General features: G+C 59.4%; 17 protein-coding genes. 11 read left to right on the top strand and 6 right to left on the bottom strand.

From position 1 onward, the window contains the following. The first annotated feature begins 17 nt into the window (after positions 1-17). From ASC75_RS12950 to ASC75_RS12965, 4 genes are all read left to right on the top strand, one after another. A complete protein-coding gene (locus ASC75_RS12950) occupies positions 18-755 on the top strand; it encodes an amino acid ABC transporter permease (RefSeq protein ID WP_055975733.1) in 738 nt (245 codons plus the stop codon). Positions 756-775: 20 nt separating this feature from the next. After that, positions 776-1,507: an amino acid ABC transporter ATP-binding protein gene (locus ASC75_RS12955; RefSeq protein ID WP_280137955.1), complete on the top strand. Its 732-nt coding sequence runs from the start codon at positions 776-778 to the stop codon at positions 1,505-1,507. Between the two features lie 74 nt (positions 1,508-1,581). Then, entirely contained in the window at positions 1,582-2,589 is a 1,008-nt protein-coding gene (locus ASC75_RS12960; protein WP_055975736.1) for an arginase family protein, read from the top strand. A gap of 36 nt (positions 2,590-2,625) precedes the next feature. Then, positions 2,626-4,080, top strand: a complete 1,455-nt coding sequence (locus ASC75_RS12965; RefSeq protein WP_055975739.1) for an NAD-dependent succinate-semialdehyde dehydrogenase — start codon at positions 2,626-2,628, stop codon at positions 4,078-4,080. 98 nt (positions 4,081-4,178) lie between these two features. Here ASC75_RS12965 and traG read toward each other — a convergent pair whose 3' ends face one another. Genes traG through ASC75_RS12980 form a run of 3 tightly spaced genes read right to left on the bottom strand, consistent with a single transcriptional unit; the run spans position 4,179 to position 6,553 of the window. Further along, positions 4,179-6,068, bottom strand: a complete 1,890-nt coding sequence (traG, locus tag ASC75_RS12970) for a Ti-type conjugative transfer system protein TraG (protein WP_082496555.1) — start codon at positions 6,066-6,068, stop codon at positions 4,179-4,181. Then, the gene (gene traD / locus ASC75_RS12975; RefSeq protein WP_055975745.1) at positions 6,055-6,270 is read right to left on the bottom strand and encodes a conjugal transfer protein TraD; all 216 of its coding nucleotides are present in this window, start codon (positions 6,268-6,270) and stop codon (positions 6,055-6,057) included. Before traD ends, traG begins: the two co-directional genes overlap by 14 nt. A gap of 4 nt (positions 6,271-6,274) precedes the next feature. Beyond that, the gene (locus ASC75_RS12980) at positions 6,275-6,553 is read right to left on the bottom strand and encodes a TraC family protein (protein ID WP_055975748.1); all 279 of its coding nucleotides are present in this window, start codon (positions 6,551-6,553) and stop codon (positions 6,275-6,277) included. A 143-nt stretch (positions 6,554-6,696) separates the two neighbouring features. Between ASC75_RS12980 and traA the strand changes: the two genes are divergently transcribed. Genes traA through ASC75_RS12995 form a run of 3 tightly spaced genes read left to right on the top strand, consistent with a single transcriptional unit; the run spans position 6,697 to position 11,670 of the window. Further along, positions 6,697-9,999 carry a Ti-type conjugative transfer relaxase TraA gene (gene traA / locus ASC75_RS12985; RefSeq protein WP_055975751.1) on the top strand — a complete coding sequence of 1,101 codons (3,303 nt, stop codon included), beginning with the start codon at positions 6,697-6,699 and terminating at the stop codon, positions 9,997-9,999. Beyond that, positions 9,996-10,520, top strand: a complete 525-nt coding sequence (gene traF, locus ASC75_RS12990; protein WP_055975754.1) for a conjugative transfer signal peptidase TraF — start codon at positions 9,996-9,998, stop codon at positions 10,518-10,520. Before traA ends, traF begins: the two co-directional genes overlap by 4 nt. Before the next feature lies 1 nt (position 10,521). Further along, a complete protein-coding gene (locus tag ASC75_RS12995) occupies positions 10,522-11,670 on the top strand; it encodes a conjugal transfer protein TraB (RefSeq protein ID WP_055975758.1) in 1,149 nt (382 codons plus the stop codon). A gap of 21 nt (positions 11,671-11,691) precedes the next feature. Here ASC75_RS12995 and ASC75_RS13000 read toward each other — a convergent pair whose 3' ends face one another. Next, the gene (locus ASC75_RS13000; protein ID WP_055975761.1) at positions 11,692-12,708 is read right to left on the bottom strand and encodes a YihY/virulence factor BrkB family protein; all 1,017 of its coding nucleotides are present in this window, start codon (positions 12,706-12,708) and stop codon (positions 11,692-11,694) included. Positions 12,709-12,898: 190 nt separating this feature from the next. Beyond that, complete coding sequence (locus ASC75_RS13005) at positions 12,899-13,399, bottom strand: DUF892 family protein (RefSeq protein WP_055975764.1); 501 nt, start codon at positions 13,397-13,399, stop codon at positions 12,899-12,901. A gap of 1,574 nt (positions 13,400-14,973) precedes the next feature. Here ASC75_RS13005 and ASC75_RS13015 point away from each other — a divergent pair. The 4 genes from ASC75_RS13015 to ASC75_RS13030 are packed head-to-tail and all read left to right on the top strand — an operon-like array spanning position 14,974 to position 16,307. Then, a complete protein-coding gene (locus ASC75_RS13015; protein WP_055975770.1) occupies positions 14,974-15,342 on the top strand; it encodes a hypothetical protein in 369 nt (122 codons plus the stop codon). Between the two features lie 2 nt (positions 15,343-15,344). After that, complete coding sequence (locus tag ASC75_RS13020) at positions 15,345-15,530, top strand: hypothetical protein (protein WP_055975774.1); 186 nt, start codon at positions 15,345-15,347, stop codon at positions 15,528-15,530. Positions 15,531-15,562: 32 nt separating this feature from the next. Continuing rightward, positions 15,563-16,057 carry a hypothetical protein gene (locus ASC75_RS26450; protein WP_184117431.1) on the top strand — a complete coding sequence of 165 codons (495 nt, stop codon included), beginning with the start codon at positions 15,563-15,565 and terminating at the stop codon, positions 16,055-16,057. 13 nt (positions 16,058-16,070) lie between these two features. Beyond that, positions 16,071-16,307 carry a hypothetical protein gene (locus tag ASC75_RS13030; protein ID WP_055975780.1) on the top strand — a complete coding sequence of 79 codons (237 nt, stop codon included), beginning with the start codon at positions 16,071-16,073 and terminating at the stop codon, positions 16,305-16,307. Between the two features lie 126 nt (positions 16,308-16,433). Here the strand turns inward: ASC75_RS13030 and ASC75_RS13035 are convergent, their stop codons facing one another. Further along, positions 16,434-16,682 carry a DUF1344 domain-containing protein gene (locus ASC75_RS13035; RefSeq protein ID WP_055975783.1) on the bottom strand — a complete coding sequence of 83 codons (249 nt, stop codon included), beginning with the start codon at positions 16,680-16,682 and terminating at the stop codon, positions 16,434-16,436. Positions 16,683-16,827 lie beyond the last annotated feature (145 nt).

Consider the following 16,827-nt stretch of genomic DNA (forward strand, 5'->3'; position numbering starts at 1 on the left):
AAGGGGGAGATAGCCTCATGGCCTTCGATGCATCCGTTTTTCTCGATGCGCTGTTTTCGACAGCTTTCCTGAATGGCGCTCTGATCACTGTATCTTTGGCGTTGCTATCCCACGCCGTGGGTATCGCTATCTCCATCCCTGCCGCGCTCTATATCAGTGGGCCGCCCAGCATGTTGCGTGGGTTGACCAAGGTTGTCCTGGGCGTACTGCGCGGTGCTCCCACCTTGTTGCAGCTGCTGTTCGTTTGGAATGCCCTGCCGCAGTTCTTTCCGATCTTCCGTGAGCCGTGGTTTTCGCCATTCCTGGCAGCCTGGATCGCACTCAGTCTGAACGAGGCTGCCTATCAGACGGAAATCAACCGAGCCGCGCTTGGTGCGATCGATCCCGGCCAGCAATCGGCCGGCACGGCTTTGGGCATGACGCGCTTCCAAATTTTGCGGTTTGTTACACTGCCGCAGGCTATAAGGGTGGCGTTGCCACCGACCGCCAATGAATTCATCACGCTGCTCAAGATCACTTCGCTCGCATCGGTAATCTCGCTCTCGGAACTCATGAGTGTCACATCGCGGGCAGTGGCCACGACCTTCCAGTTTACCGAGTATTACGCGGCCGCCTTGGTCTACTACCTGGTCATGGTCTACGTACTGATTTTCCTGCAGGCACGACTGGAGCGCCGGCTGGTGTGGAACACATCGGTTTCTGAAAGCGAGCCCAGCATGGTGCAAAAGGCCTTGGCCTTTGCCCGCCGCTCCTGATCCTTTGAATGGTGCAGCACATGTCCGAAATGATCCGAATTGAAAATGTCAGCAAGCGCTATGCCGATTTCGTGGCGCTGAACAATGTCAATCTGACGATCGAGGCAGGAGCGAAAGTCGTCATCTGCGGCCCCTCAGGATCTGGCAAGTCGACCTTGATCAGGTGCATGAACTACCTGGCGCCACACGACAGCGGCACCATCGCCATCGATGGCGTCGAGCCAAAAGGACGTCGCAACATCGAAAAAGTTCGGCGTGAAGTCGGTATGGTGTTCCAGAACTTCAACCTCTTTCCTCATCTGACGGTCCTTGAGAATTGCATCCTTGCACCTGTTCAGGTCCGTAAGCTGCCCCGCGCTCGAGCCGAGGCTCTGGCGCGTCAATTCCTGGCTCGAGTGCACATTGCGGAACAAGCGAACAAATATCCCTCGCAGCTTTCGGGCGGACAACAGCAGCGCGTCGCAATAGCGAGGGCGTTGTGCATGGAACCTAAGGCGATGCTGTTTGACGAGCCGACATCGGCACTCGACCCCGAGATGGTCGGAGAGGTGCTGGACGTGATGGTTGAGCTGGCAGGCGACGGCATCACCATGGTCTGCGTCACCCATGAGATGGCATTCGCCCGTAAGGTGGCAGACAGCATAGTGTTCATGGACAAGGGACAGATCGTGGAGGTTGCTCCGCCTGAACAGTTCTTTACCGCCGCCTCGTCGGCGCGTGCACGGACATTCCTGTCACAACTACAACACTAACCCCACCAACCCGCCGCTGACGCTGCGCATTTGGCGCCACGGCGTCGTTCGCCCTACGAGTACTGGAAACCGCTATGAATGACTTTGACTTCGACGCCGCACGCAAGGACATGGGACGCTGGTATTGGTGGGGCATTCCAACCTTCTTCCGCTGCGATTGGAAGGAAGACCCGGCCGATAGCGATATTGCACTGCTCGGGGTTCCTCACAGCTCGGGCAACGGATCTACCGAACGCGACCAGCATTTGGGTCCGCGTGCGGTACGCCACGTCTCGGCGCAGTACCGCCGCAGCCACGGCCGCTTCGGTATTACTCCGTGGGATATCTGCCGCATCAACGATGCTGGCGACGTGCCGTTGCCCGAAGCGATGGTCAACGACATCAGTATTCAGCATATCGAAGCCTATGCGCGGCGGTTCAACGATGCCGGAACGCGGCTCGTTTCCATGGGCGGCGACCATGGCATCACCGGACCGCTCCTGAAGTCGGTGGCTGGCCCTCACTCGCGACTGACCGGGGGGCAAAAGGTGGCGCTGGTGCATTTCGACGCCCATACCGACAGTTACAGACATCTGCCCCACTGGCTTGGCAGCCGTCGTTCCTCGGCACATTGGGCAAGTTACACGGTCGAAGAAGGCCATGTTGATGCCCATCGGTCGACGCAGATCGGTATTCGGCCCAATGTCGGTACGCCAGGCTCCAAGAACACCAGCGAGGAACTTGGCTACCGCATTATCGGCATGGATGAAATCGAAGAGATTGGCGTCCAGGGCGTGATCAAGACCATGCGGGACCGGATTGGCGACATGCCTGTCTATGTTACCTTCGATCTGGATTCACTCGATCCCGCAGATGCCCCTGGTGTCTCGAACCTTGAGCCAGGATATCCCGGCATCCGTATCGGCGACGCCATGCGTATGCTTCAGGGTTTGCGTGGTCTGAACGTCGTGGGAGCCGATGTCGTGTGCATCATGCCCACCAAGGACAATCCCAACCTGATCACGGCAATGAACTCCATGGTGGTGATGTTCGAGCTGCTGTCATTGATGGCCGACTACAAGAAAAACCATCCTGACGCATAGGCTCGCGGACACCGCAACCACCACAAGAGAGTGCCGATGAACATCACGCTGACTGATCCATCGATATTGCGAACCCAATGCTATGTGAATGGCGAGTTTGTCGGCACCGGACAAGCACCAGTGGCAAATCCCGCCACCGGTGAATTGCTGGCACATGTTCCGGCATTTGGCTCCGATGAGGCCATTGCTGCTGTCGAGGCTGCCGCAATGGCTTTCAAATCCTGGTCGCTACGTCTTGCCAAAGACCGCGCCAACATACTTCGGCGCTGGTTCGACCTGATCGTCGTCCATCGTGACGATCTGGCGCTGATCCTCACCAGCGAGCAGGGCAAGCCGCTTGCCGAGGCAAGAGGCGAAATCGACTATGCCGCAAGCTACATCGAGTTCTATGCCGAGGAAGCCAAGCGCATCGCCGGCGAGACGTTGCCCAGTCATCGCAGCGACGGGCGTATCCTGGTGCTTCGCCAGGCAAGCGGGGTAGTGGCGGCGATCACGCCCTGGAATTTCCCTGCGGCGATGATCACCCGAAAAGTCGGTCCGGCGATGGCCGCCGGATGCACGGTGGTACTCAAGCCTGCTGGAGAGACCCCCCTCACAGCGCTCGCACTTGCCGGATTGGCCCATCGGGCTGGCGTTCCCGCGGGCGTGCTAAATGTCATCACCGGTGCCCCTGCACCGATTGGTGAGGTATTGACCTCCCATCCAGCGGTACGGGTCGTCAGTTTTACCGGTTCGACTGCGGTTGGGAAGCAGTTGATGCGGCAGTCAGCGGGAACAGTCAAAAAGGTTGCGCTCGAGCTCGGCGGCAATGCTCCGTTCATCGTGTTCGACGATGCCGATCTCGATGCCGCGGTCGAAGGTGCAATCATCTCCAAGTTCCGCAATGGCGGGCAGACATGCGTATGTACCAATCGCATCTATGTGCAGCGCGCCATCGCTGACGACTTTACGTCGAGGCTTGCGGCTGCGGTAGCCAAGCTTGCCGTAGGAGACGGTCGATCCGCCGATGTGCAGATGGGACCGCTCATCAACGACAAGGCAATCGACAAGGTCGAGGCCCATATCGCCAACGCGGTCGAGCTGGGCGCGCGTGTCGTTGTTGGCGGCCGGCGACATGCGTTGGGTCGCACCTTTTTTGAACCCACATTGTTGTCTGGCGTGACCGATGACATGACGGTTGCAAAGGAAGAAACCTTCGGACCGCTCGCCCCTGTCTTTGTTTTCGACGACGAAAACGATGTGGTGGGTCGCGCTAACGACACCGAATTCGGCTTGGCGGCCTATCTGTACAGCCGTGACATCGGGCGAATATTTCGCGTGGGCGAGGCACTGGAATACGGGATGGTCGGCGTTAACTCGGGGCTCATCTCTTCCGAATTGGCCCCGTTCGGGGGAATCAAGGAAAGTGGCAATTCGCGGGAAGGATCACATCACGGCATCGATGAGTTCGTCGAGAAGAAGTATCTCTTCCTGGCAGGCCTCGATCGGTAGGATTGAACTGGCGCCGGACTCGTCGGCATCTGAATCTCCAGCTGAAGCTGTGCTCGTAGATTGAACAAGCTGCTAACGCTGCTGCAGGCCGAGTCCGGTTAGCTTGCAGAAGCGGTAGCGCAATTCTTGAAAGCGGCGCGTCGGAACCAGATTGGGCGGCCGCAGCGCAATGGCGGGTTGCCTGCGGTAAAGACAATCTGCTCGTCGGCGCGCATCGCCATCACTTCCTGCGGCATGACCAACGCCCTTCTCGAGAGCTGCTTGGTTCGGGTTCGGGAGCGTGACGATGTACTCACCTGGTCAACTTCCACGGTGGTATCGCCGCATCGCCTCGACACATATTCGGCCGTGTCTGGATCGTTGATCGCGGCAAATGAAATCCAGGATGCGGACTCGAACCATTTGCTTGTGGCATCCCGCCCGCCATAAGCTTCCCGCAGCTGCCCCAGAGACTGGAATATCATCACAAGGGTAATGCCGTATTTTCGGCCGGCATCACGTGCGGTTTCCAGGATGCGCATGTATCCGAGGCGCGCGACCTCATCGAGAAGGAAGAGGGTGCGTTTTTCGACGCTACCGGAACGATTGTAGATCGCGTTGAGCAACGACCCCAGCACCACCCGCGCCAGGCCGGGATGCGCGTCGAGCACCTTCAGGTCGAACGCGAGGAATATGTCGGTGTTGCCCTCCGCCAAATCGCTTGTAGTGAAACTCGAGCCGGCCACTAGGGCCGCGTAGTTGGAATAGGAAAGCCAGTGCGTTTCCTTGATGGCATTGGCATAGACACCGCTGAAGGTCTCGGGCGTCATTGCGATAAAGGGTGCCACGTTTTCGCGGACGAATGTAGAAGCGGACATGTCGTGAATGCGGATCAGACGTTCACGCAGCTTTGGTTCGGGCTCGGCGAGATTGGCTCGTACCTGGCGGAGCGTCTGATCGGATTCTGCCGTATGTCCAGACAGGCAAACATCGGCAATCAAAGCGGTCAGAAGCTGCAGCGCGGACGACCGGAAAAAGTCGTCGCGTGCCGACAGGCGCGCAGTGTCGGTCATGATCCAGGTCGCCACGGCTGCGATGTCTTCTTCCTTGCTTTTGCCGAACCTGCCGATCCAGTCGAGGGCATTAAACCCCGTCAAGCGGTCATTGGGGTCGAGAACGACCACGTGTCGTCCATGCCGGCGTCGATGTTCACGGGCGATCGAGGCGACCTCGCCGGATGGATCGAGCACCACGAGCCCGCTGCCCCAGGTCAGTGCTGTCGGAATGGTCACTGAAGTTGTCTTGAAGCCGCCGGAGCCTGCAAAGACGACGCCGTGGGTCGACCCGAACGTACAATCAAATGACAGAAGGGGAGCCTTGCCGCCGGCACCCCAACTGTCCGGTTTGTCCGGGCGAAAGGAAAGAGCCGATGCACTTTGGCGATCAACCCGATATCGCTCGCCCAGGACGATGCCGCCTCGCGCCGGAAACAGATTTGATGCGTCCCGCATGGACATCCAGACCGCATCGCCATGAACGGCCCGTCGCCCTCGCAATCGCCGCGGCGTGTCCGAAGCAAAAGCCATATTGCCTACCATCGCGACACGGAGCGCAAATGCCGCTGCAAGAAAGGTTGCGGTAACGCTGATGACCAACGCGAGTTCGGGCAACGCAGCTTCGTTCTTGCCCGCAGGCAGACCGTCCTTGGGTGCCCATTGTGGCCCAGCGTCCCAAAATCCTGCAAGCGCCAGCAGCACGAGGCAGCCTCCCGTGACGCTTAGACCAGCGTGCCTTATGGCAACCATGCCCCGGCAGGCAAACAGGGCAACAGCACCCAATGAACTTGCCAGTACGAACGGTGCCGCACGGCCGATCTCGAACAGAACGATCCTGCTGGCCTCTGTCTTTGCGAGTGTCACCAGCCGGATATCCAGGTCGGGCGTGCCAGCGAGGACCGTGAGCATTGCTGCAGCGGGAGCGACAGACAGCAAGATCTTAGTCGCTGCCACTGCCGAAGGCCCTGTTCCCGATAGCAGTCAGGCGAAGACGTTCGGATTCGTCGTCCCTGAGGCGTTGGCTGGCGTCGATGAGAATGCCAAGCAACAATGCTCTTTTCTCGTAGCGCATCCCGGCCTTGACGATCAGGCCGCCAAGCTCGATCTTTTCACGCGCGTCTTTCCTACGCGCTTCTTGAGTGGCCTTGTTCAGCATTCTCTCAAGCCGCGCCGTTGCCGCCCTTAGGCGCGCCAGAAATGACTTGCTCGCCCATTCTGCTTTTGCCTTGGGTTGCCAGCGATAAGGGTGGCGCGCTTCGAAAGCGGCTTGCAAGCTTTTCGAGTTCGGCCACGAGCACGACATCGTCGACCTCAATCTCACAAAGACCGGCACGCAGCGCCAGCCGCCCGACCCGCTCGGCCTCACGGGTTTCGGCTTGCCGCAACTGCTCCTGGAGCCGTCCGATTTCCAGCCTGATCTTTGCAACCGGTCGTCTCATCGGAGTATGCCTTCCTTGTCCTGGAACATTCGCCTGAAAGGAGGATTTGGCGGCGGCATTTGGCAATCGTCAGATTTGAGGAGTGGCTGAGGAGGGGTCGGCATGGAACATGCAGCGCTTCTAGCTCCAGGACATCCTTGCCTTTGGCCATCGCTCATTTTTCAGTCAGCATCATAGGCCGCGGCACCGGTCGCAGCGCTGTGCTATCGGCAGCCTATCGACATTGCGCTCGCATGACCTTCGAGCGCGAGGCCAAGGCCGCTGACTATCGCGCCAAGAAAGGTCTTCTCCATGAAGAGTTCGTCCTGCCCCCCGATGCTCCAGGGTGGGCAAGGGACATGGTCTCAGACAGCCCGCCATCCAAAGCCTCGGAGGCGTTCTGGAACGCTGTGGAGAACTTTGAGAAGAGGAATGACGCTCAGCTTGCCAAGGACCTGACCATCGCATTGCCAATGGAGTTGTCGGCCAGCCAGAACATCGAGCTCGTCAGGGACTTCGTGCGCCAGCACATCCTATCCAGGGGAATGGTTGCAGATTGGGTCTATCACGACGCACCCGGCAATCCCCACATCCATTTGATGATGACCTTGCGGCCCTTGGCGGAGACCGGATTCGGTCCCAAGAAAGTTGCACTTTTGTCTGCGGACGGGCAGCCATTGCGGACCCCAGCGGGCAAGATCGTCTATGGCCTCTGGGCGGGAGATGCCAGCGACTTTGCCGAATTCCGCGATGCTTGGTTCAACCGGCTGAACCATCATCTCGCCCTCAATGGTCTCGACCTTCGGGTTGATGGGCGCTCTTACACAAAGCAGGGGATAGATCTCTTGCCAACCTCTCATCTGGGTGTTGGCGCAAAGGCGGTAGAACGCAAGGCCAGCTTCAAAGGCGTGAAGCCTTCCTTGGAGCGTCGCGAATTCCTGGAACAGCAACGTTCCGAAAACCGTCGGCGGATTCACAGGCGGCCAGAAACGGTGGTTGATCTGATCGTCTCGGAAAAGAGCGTCTTCGATCAGCGCGACGTGGCGAAGGTGCTCCACCGCTATATCGATGATCCCAACTTGTTCCAGCAAATGCTGACGCGCATCCTTGCAAGTCCGCGGCTGCTGCAGTTGCAGGGCGAAACCATCGCGATCGGAAGCGGCGAGCGCTTGCCCGCCCGATATACCACCAGAGAACTCATCCGCCTCGAGGCGGAAATGGTGAGCAGGGCAAACTGGCTTTCCCGTCAGGCTGGCCGGAGTGTTAGTGAGGTCGTGCTTGAAAGAGCATATCTCCGCCACCCGCAATTGTCGGACGAACAGCGCTGCGCACTCGAGCATGTCACAGGTTCTTCCAGGATAGCCGCCGTCGTTGGTCTCGCTGGGGCGGGCAAGACCACAATGATGCGGGCCGCACGTGAAGCCTGGGAAGCTGCCGGTTATCATGTCGTAGGGGCAGCGCTTGCCGGCAAGGCGGCGGAAGGGCTCGAAAAGGAAGCAGGCATCCCCAGCCGAACGCTTGCTTCCTGGCAACTTCTCTGGAAACGGGGTGCCGATCGGCTCGATCAGAGGACTGTGTTCGTGCTGGATGAGGCCGGCATGGTCGGGTCCAAGGAAATGGCGTCCGTCGTGGCATCGGCGGTCGAGACCGGTGCGAAACTGGTTCTGGTCGGCGATCCCGGGCAATTGCAGCCGATCGGTGCCGGTGCTGCGTTTCGGGCAATTGTCGGGCGCATAGGCTATGTAGAACTCGAGACCATCTATCGCCAGCGCGAAGGCTGGATGCGAGAGGCCTCGCTCTGTCTCGCCCGGGGAAAGGTGGAGGAGGCCATATCAAGCTACCGTTCGCATGGAGCGGTGCTTGGTTCCGAGCTGAAGGAACAGGCGATTGGCAGCCTGATTGCGGACTGGAGCCGGGAGTATGATTCCCGGAAGTCGACGCTCATTCTCGCGCATCTGCGCCGGGACGTTAGAGTTCTAAACGAACTTGCCCGCGGGAAGCTGGTCGAGCGTGGACTTGTCGGGGCGGGACACGTCTTCAACACGTCAACCGGTCTGCGAAATTTCGACATCGGCGACCAGATTGTCTTTCTGAGGAACGACAGCGCGCTCGGAGTGAAGAATGGCATGCTGGGTCGGGTCGTCGAGGCCGCGCCCGGCAGGATCGTCGCAGCGGTTGGAGAGGGTGAGTCAGCCAGAAGAATTGCCGCCGAACACCTTTCCTACCGGGATGTCGATCATGGCTATGCGATGACTGTCCACAAAAGCCAGGGTGCCACGGTGGATCGGGTCAAAGTGCTTGCGTCCCTCTCGCTCGACCGGAATCTGACCTATGTTGCGATGACGCGGCATCGCGAGGACATGAAGCTCTATTACAGCCGTCGTTCGTTCGCGCTCCAGGACGGCCTTTCGAAAGTCCTTGCACGTCAGAACGCCAAGGAAACCACGCTCGACTATGAAGGGCGCGGCCGCTACCGGCACGCACTGAGCTTTGCCCAGAATCGGGGGCTCGACATCGTCGTTGCCGCCCGAACCATCTTGCGTTGCAATCTCGATTGGGCGCTGCGGCAAAGGCAGCGGCTGGCAGAATTGGGTACGGCGCTGCGCCGCACGGGTGCCCGTCTTGGTCTCATGCCTGCCATGACGCATCAAGCATCGCCGAAAGACCAGCCCATGGTGCCCGGAGTGAAACTCCATGCCGTGACCTTGGACGATGCCGTTGAGCAGAAACTCCTGCACGACCAAGTTCTCACGCGCGGCTGGCAGGAGATCACACGCCGCCTTTCATATGTCTTTGTCGATGCCGGGGCGGCGTTGCACGCAATGCAGTTCAAGGAGGTTGTCGCCGGCACTGCGAAGCGCATGCCCATGCTCGACCGCCTCGTGGCAAGTCCGGCGTCGATCGGGCCACTCAAGGGCAAAACGGGAGTGCTTTCGTCGAAAATCTCAAGGATGGAACGGCAGCTGGCTCTTGCCAATGTCGAGCCCTTGAAGCGGGATATCGATCGTTACCTCGACATGCGCGGGCTTGCTGTTGTGCAAGCAAGAACGGACGAGGAGGTTCGTCGACAACAAATGTCGGTCGATATTCCGGCGCTATCCGAAGGTGCGGTCAATGCCTTGTATCGAGCGCAGGAAGCGATCGGGCAGAACGATCTTTCCACCGCTCGAGATTGCGCCATGGGGGATCCCGCCACCAGCCTTGAGATTGAGAGGTTCAACCGGGCAGTATCGCTGCGATTTGGTGAGCGAACGTTGTTGACCAAGGCCGCGCTGACGCCCGAGGACGGACAGTTCAACCAGTTTGCGAGGGAGCTTGGCGACAAGGACAAACAACGCTTGCGCGAGGCATGGCCCCTGATGAGAACCGCGCAGCAGCTTGCCGCATATGAACGGAAGACGGCTAAGCACAATTGGACGGAAGATCTCGTTCATCAGCACCGCCGGTCGCCGGTGGTCAGGCAATGAGGGGCGCTCGCGCAGTCGCGGTGCTCGCAATGGCCGCGGCGGGAAATTTCACACTTGTGGCAGCGGGGTCTATGGGAGGCTACCGTCTCAACATGACGCCGAGCGTTCCACTCGGCCTCTGGCGCATCGAGACGATCCGAAGGCCGGTAAGGGTCGGAGACATCGTGTTTGCCTGTCCGCAGCCAGGTGGCCTGTCCGGCCAGGCTCTTTCACGTGGCTACCTGCAGCGCGGGCTATGTCCGGGTGGCTTTGCCCCCCTGATCAAGCCGGTTGCAGCGCTGCCCGGCCAGGCGGTCGAAATCGACAGTGAGGTCATTATTGACGGCACTCGGCTTGCCTCTTCCGCGATCAGACGGTTTGACGGTCAGGGCAGGCCAATGCAGCCCTGGTCTGGCGGCCGCGTGCCCTTCGGAACCCTGTTTCTCCAGTCGTCTTTCGAAGGCTCGTATGATTCCCGATATTTCGGGCCAATTCCAGCAGTGTTGGGCTTTGCGCGTCCCGTTCTAACCTTGCCTCGTTAGCATGTGGCCTGCTCCACTGCTCGTCTTCGGTGCAGCCACCATCGGCCTTGTCGGCTGGAGCGGCGATGTCAGAATGCTTCCCGCTGCCATGATGTTTCCCCTGCTTTGGGCGCGTTCGCCATCGCGGCTCATCGCCGCCCTCGTATCTGCAAGCTATTTTCTGGCAGCGTCCCGAGGTCTGCCTGAGGGCGTCTCCACCTACTACGCTACCGTGCCTTGGCATGGTGTTCTGTTGTGGGGCGCAGCCTCGCTCGTTTTTGTTGCCACGCATTCCATTCTCTGGACCCGGTCTGGCCAATGGCAGCAAACCGGGCGGTATCTCCTCGCCAGCCTTCTCATGGTTGCCCCTCCCTTGGGTATTGTCGGTTGGGCGCATCCCGTCACTGCTGCGGGAGTGTTGTTTCCCGGTGGAGGATGGTGGGGACTGGGAGCGGCCGTCCTTGCGCTTGCCGCAATGACCACCCGTCGCTGGCTGCCTGCGGCCCTTATACTGAGCAGCCTTTGGCTCTTGTCGGTGGCAGAATGGAAGAATCCGACGACCCCGAGTGGTTGGGCAGGGCTGGATCTCGAATACGGGCAACGGCTTGGCCGCGATATCGGCTTGGAACACCACCGTGAACTGATCGAAAAGGCTGGCGCAGCCGCGGCGAAGGGCGCCAGGATCGTCCTGCTTCCGGAGAACGCCATTGGCCAATGGACGCCAACCGTCGCGAGGCTCTGGCGCAACGAAACAAAGAGGATCGGCGTCAAGGTAATGGCTGGGGCTACCATTCCCGACGGCCCAGGTTACGACAACGCCATCATGGTCACCTCCGGCAACCCGGCAACCCTCTACCGGCAGAGAATGCCGGTGCCGCTTTCAATGTGGCAGCCCTGGCGGGTGTGGTCAGATGGAGGCGGTGCGCGTGCTCACTTCCTTGCTAACCCCATCGTCGAAGTTGACGGAATGCTGGTGGCGCCATTGCTCTGCTATGAGCAATTGCTGGTCTGGCCGATAGTGCAATCCATGCTGGGTTCACCTGACGTCGTTGTCGCTATGGCAAATGTCTGGTGGGCGGACCGCACTTCGATCGTCCCTATCCAGAAAGCCAGCACCATTGCCTGGGCGAAGCTCTTTTCGAAACCGGTTGTCATGGCGTTCAACAGGTAGTGCCCACAAAACCAGGTAATCTCAGGGGCGGCCGGATTGACGTTTTGAACGCCACATCCGGGCAGCGAGGGCACCGAGCGTCCAGGCTGCCGCCAGCAATGTCATCCGCCCAAGGTCGCCGGCAGCCCTTCTTGTGGGTGCAGTTCCAATTGCCATGTGCTGAGGCGGAACCGTGAGGGGTGAAGGGGGCCGTGCCCAGCTACCGTGACGGGCAGAATAGGCGCGCGTCAACTCGGCTCCGAAAAGGAATATCTGGGAGGAGTAGTAGACCCAAAGCAGGATGACCAGCAGCCCGCCGGCGGCGCCGTAGGAAGAAGCAATCTCGCTTGTGCCTATGTACCAGCCGATGATTGATTTGCCTAAAGTAAACAGCGCGGCCGTGACCATGGAGCCAACAATGACGTTCCTCCATTCCAGTCTGCGGTCCGGCAGGATCTTGTAGATCGCAGCAAACATGGCAGCGATCAGGACAAAGGAAATGGTCGTATTGACCGTCGCAAGAACGACGGTTCCCAACGGCAAGCGAGCGTTGATCATGTCGCTCATCGATGAGATGGCGGCGCTCACAGCTAGAGAGACAAGCAGAAGAAATCCAAGTGCCGCTACAAGACCCAGGCTGGCAGCTCGGGCTCTGACCAGACGCGAGACTGAAGTTCCGTGCGGTTCGACTTTCCAGATGGAATTCAGCGCCGACTGCATCTCGCCAAAGACACCGGAGGCGGTCAGGAACAATGCGACCAATCCGGTTGCCGTGGCAAGCATGCCGCTCGTCCTGGCGGAAGCGCTTTGCAACGCCTCCCGTAAAAGGTCTGCGCTTTGCGATCCCATGAGACCGGAAATCTGTGCCGACAATGCCAGCTCCGCTGCCTCGTGCCCGAACGCGATCCCTGCAATAGCGACGACAATCAACAGGATCGGGGCCAAGGATGTGGCGGCATAAAAGGCCATCGCAGCCCCGTGACTAAGTGCGTTGTCTTCGACGAAAGCCAGGATGCTCTCCTTCACCAAGGCATATCCGTCCCAAAACCAGGTTCTCATCGAACACGTCCTCGCTGCTCTGGGTGCTCCGGCTCCCTTCCTTCGGTATCGCGACCTATGCTCTCGTTCGGGCTTAGTGCTGCCTGTCCCGTCCGAGGTCAAAGGGCGATATTCCATTCCTCCATCTTGGCGAACGCGAGGCCGACGCATGACAGAGGCCGGCCGCAGTGCGACCGGCCTCTGTTGGCTGTCATGCCGCAAGAGCCTCACGGTTGGACTTGCTGTCGGCAAGCTTTGTCAGGTCCTTGTCGGTCGTTTCCTCTTCCATCAAGGTCGCAGCAAAAAGCTTGGCGGCGTCGGGCATCTTCATGATTTCGGCCCAGCGACGAAGTGTGCCGTATCTTGTGATCTCGTAGTGCTCGACTGCCTGGGCGGCCGAGATGAGACCAGCGTCTCCGGCGGCGGTTCCCTTGAACTCTTCGAGGATTTCCTCGCCTTCTTCGATGATGCCGTCGATCGCCGGGCAGGTCTTGCCTTGGGCACGCTTGCCGATAAGTTCGAACACCTGTTGGAGGCGCTCGACGTGACCCTCGGTCTGATCGCGGTGCTTTTCGAATGCGGCTTTCAGTTCCTGGGAACTGGCGCCCCGCGCCATCTTCGGTAGCGCCTTCAGGATCTTGCGTTCGGCGTAGTAGATGTCCCGCAGGGTGTCATAGAACAGGTCGTCGAGACCCTTTTCTTTGGTAGGCATGTGTGGCTCCTTTTTGAAATCCGCCTCCGGGCAAAGAACGAGTGATGCTCCGGTAGGTTCCGGCCGTAATGATCGCTATCGGCCTTTCCGCAGCGAAGAATCTCGAGTGGGGTCTTGGCGGTGGCATTGATCGGGCCTTGGCGTGTGGTCGCATGCCTGTCTGGCGGTGAAGGCAGCTAAGCAATCCGCAAATTACTTGCGTCTGAGCGGCACCCGACTACTGCAATTAGTTATCGATTTCACCCCGATAGCGAGGGGCGTCCAGAATGTGTGGAAACGGCCTGGCGGCGGCATTTTGGTGCGCACGACTTCCCTAAGTTCATCCAAAACGTTTATTGCGGCCAGTCAAGCCTTTGGGAAAAACTCGTTTTTCGGTTTTCTACCAGGTATGATGGCGACCAGCATTTCTTCTTCTCGCACTCCAGCTTGCCACGCTGCGATGAGAGTGCGTGCGATCGCATTTGCCCAGCCCGAGTTCGGGTCTTCGCCCCGTTCGTCGCAAATACGATCGAACACCGTCTGCAACAGGGCAATGTCTTGCGGAAGGAAGGGAGGGATTGATGGGGTAAAATGCATAGGTCCCACAGCGAGTCCTCCTGTGGAAAGCGCCAATATCATCCGAATCTATCGCTGCCTGCCCGCCAATCAATGTCGCTGCAACGCGTTTTGATGTGTTGCAGGATTTGTTCAGGCGCGGGCTCTTCCATCAGCACGGCAGGAATGGGCTATTCTGCTCTTGGATGCCCGAGGCGCAGCGATGGTCGTCGTTGATGTCGAGCCAGTAATCGGGAAAGAGGGTGCCGAGGTAGTGAAGGGGCGGGCTCTCGGTGAACGAGAACCGGAAGTTGCATGGTCCAAGGGCTAATTTGCTCTTTTTGTCCCAGTTTTCTTACCCCTGCAAACGAGTGGGACAATCCGTCTATTTTTTGCACCGGGTTCAGCTTATCCGCAGCCTTCGCTGCAATGGCTCGGCGGTTCGCCTTCTTGGTGTAGTGCGTCGTCTGCGCTTTCGTGGTCCAGTTGAAGATTGCCATGAGCTGTTAATCGGTTGCACGGTTCTCGGCGATTGTTGAGCCGGCTTGCGCAGGCCGGGCATGGTGCATTCAGGCATCATCGCCTACGAGTGCTTCGCCTAGCTGCAGTTGCGCCTACGGGCGGCTTCGATTGCGGACTGCTGTGCCTGTAGCCGTTCAATCCTTGCTGTCTGCTTCTGTTTGATCAGTTCGACAGCTCTGGCACCGCCAGGCGCCCATGCCGGGACGCTGAAGTTCGAAACTCGTCCTCGGCTAATGGCGGTCGCAGAAATGCTCTGAGACGTGCCGCCGATCTCGGTGTTGAGTTCGGTGCACGTCATGGCCGCGTATTTCGACGCGTCGACAGGGCCGCTGCCAATTTGCGTTGCACAGCCTGACATCAGGGTGAAGGCCAGAACGAGGCCGGGTGCTCTCTGCATCCGGGCAACCTAGCAAGACCATGCCGCGATTGGAACCGGCACCCATCCCCGGCCATCCGGGTTCATCAGGCGGCTTTCGGGCCCCCTTTTTCATGCCAGCCATTGAAAAGGAGAAACCCCGATGGCGCGGACCAACAAGGACCGTAAGGTCTACATCTGCACAACGCCCCAGCCTGTCGATCTCGATCAGGCTGCATATGAAGCGCTCACCTGGATCGAGGTCAGCAATGTCGGCGCCGTGGGCGAGGCCGGCACGCAGACCAACATCCCGACTTACGACGAACTCTCGACTGATGTCACGCAGAAGGGCAAAGGCATCTCGAATGCCGATGATCCTACCGTCGAGTGTGGCCGTAACCTGACCGATCCGGGCCAGATCGCTCTCCGCGCCGCGGCGAAGACCAACTTCAATTACGCGTTCAAGTTCGAGGACAAGGACGCGCCTGACGCCAGCCCCACCAACTCGGCCTTCTCCAGGAAAGGAGACTGACCATGGGTCCGTTCATTCGCATTGCTCTGCGCTACGGCGTGGGTGGCCTCATCGGCTATCAACTGGCAGAACAGCTTGCCGGCGATCCTGTCGTTGTAGCGGTGGTGACTGTCGCGGCCATCGCGGCTGTCGGCTTCGTGACTGAGGGCTTCTACATGTTGGCTCGCAAGTTGGGGTGGCGAACGTGACAGCGCTGGTCCTCTCCGTCCTGACCAATCCGATGCCGCTGGCGATCATGGGCGGCGTGATGGCGGTCCTTATCGCATTCCTGAAAGGCAACAGCCGCGGCGCCCGCCTCGAGCGCGAGAAGCAGGCCAAGGCCGAGCAGAAGGCCCGCGACATCCGCGATGACGTGCAGTACGATGTCGGCGCCATGCCCGCCGATCAGGTGCGGCCGAGCTTTCCAGAGGGCCAGCAAATAAAGCGCCGGCTTGCCGACATTGTAACCCGCGTCCTTCTGTTGATCGTCATCCTGGCCGGGCTGACGATCTGCACGACGGCAAAGGGAAGCTTCTGCGAACTCGCGCCCGACTTGAGCTACCGCCAGCAGGTTTATGACGCGACGAACGATGCCGAGGCAGCGCGGCATCTGGCCTATCTCAACCGGCGAGGGGCTTTGCGGGTGGACGCCATGACGGCCAGCAACATCGAGTTCGAAATTGGCAAACTCATCGGCGTTATCGCGGCGCTGACCGAACCCACTAGGCGTCTTTGAAAGCCGCCGCAGAATGCATGAAGAATTGCGGGCCTGGACCCTCGAAATCCACACGCTGCGCAATGAGGTGAAGGGTCTGAACGAAAGACTGGATGCCATCGAGCCGGGCGTGACTATCGGCGTGCAGCAACAGGTGGCTGGCGCCGGCAAGCTGGGCAAGGGCGCTGTGGTTGATGGGGGAATTGTTCTCACCCTGGCGTCGTCGGGCGTTGCGGTCTGGTATTCGATGACCGGTCGACCGCCGCCCTGATCATTCTCCCGGCGCCGGGAACATGGTATTCTATCATCTGCTGAAACTGACCTGACCCCGCTGCCGAAAGGTAGCGGGGCTTCTTTTTGCATTCAGAGGGTCCGCTTGTGTATCTAGCGGCCGCCGTTAGGGGGACAGCGTGACCCCGGTCACCTTGGTGACATCGTCGTCATCGGTCGTAACCGACACCTTGGCACCGGGCGCAATGCCGGCAGGGATCGCGACATCTGGCGGCACCGTGTAGCTTGTGCCGTCCTCCAAAGTGATGACCTTCGTTTCGGGGACAAATTCTCGCACGATGCCATCTTTTGTAATGGCGACTGCGGCGCTGCTCATAAAGGCTAAGGTCCCAAGAGCAATGACGAGTTTTCTCATGACAATCTCCTTCGCTTAAGCCCCTCAGACCTCAGCAACGCGGTATGTTCCCCATGGTTGCAAAAAAGCTTTGCGCCCACGAGACGCAGATCATTCCCGCAGACCATTCCCTAAGGTTGCAGTTCCGAGCGCCATAAGTGATGAG

Origin of the sequence: Aminobacter sp. DSM 101952, assembly GCF_001424795.1 — a bacterium.
Lineage (GTDB): Bacteria > Pseudomonadota > Alphaproteobacteria > Rhizobiales > Rhizobiaceae > Aminobacter > Aminobacter aganoensis.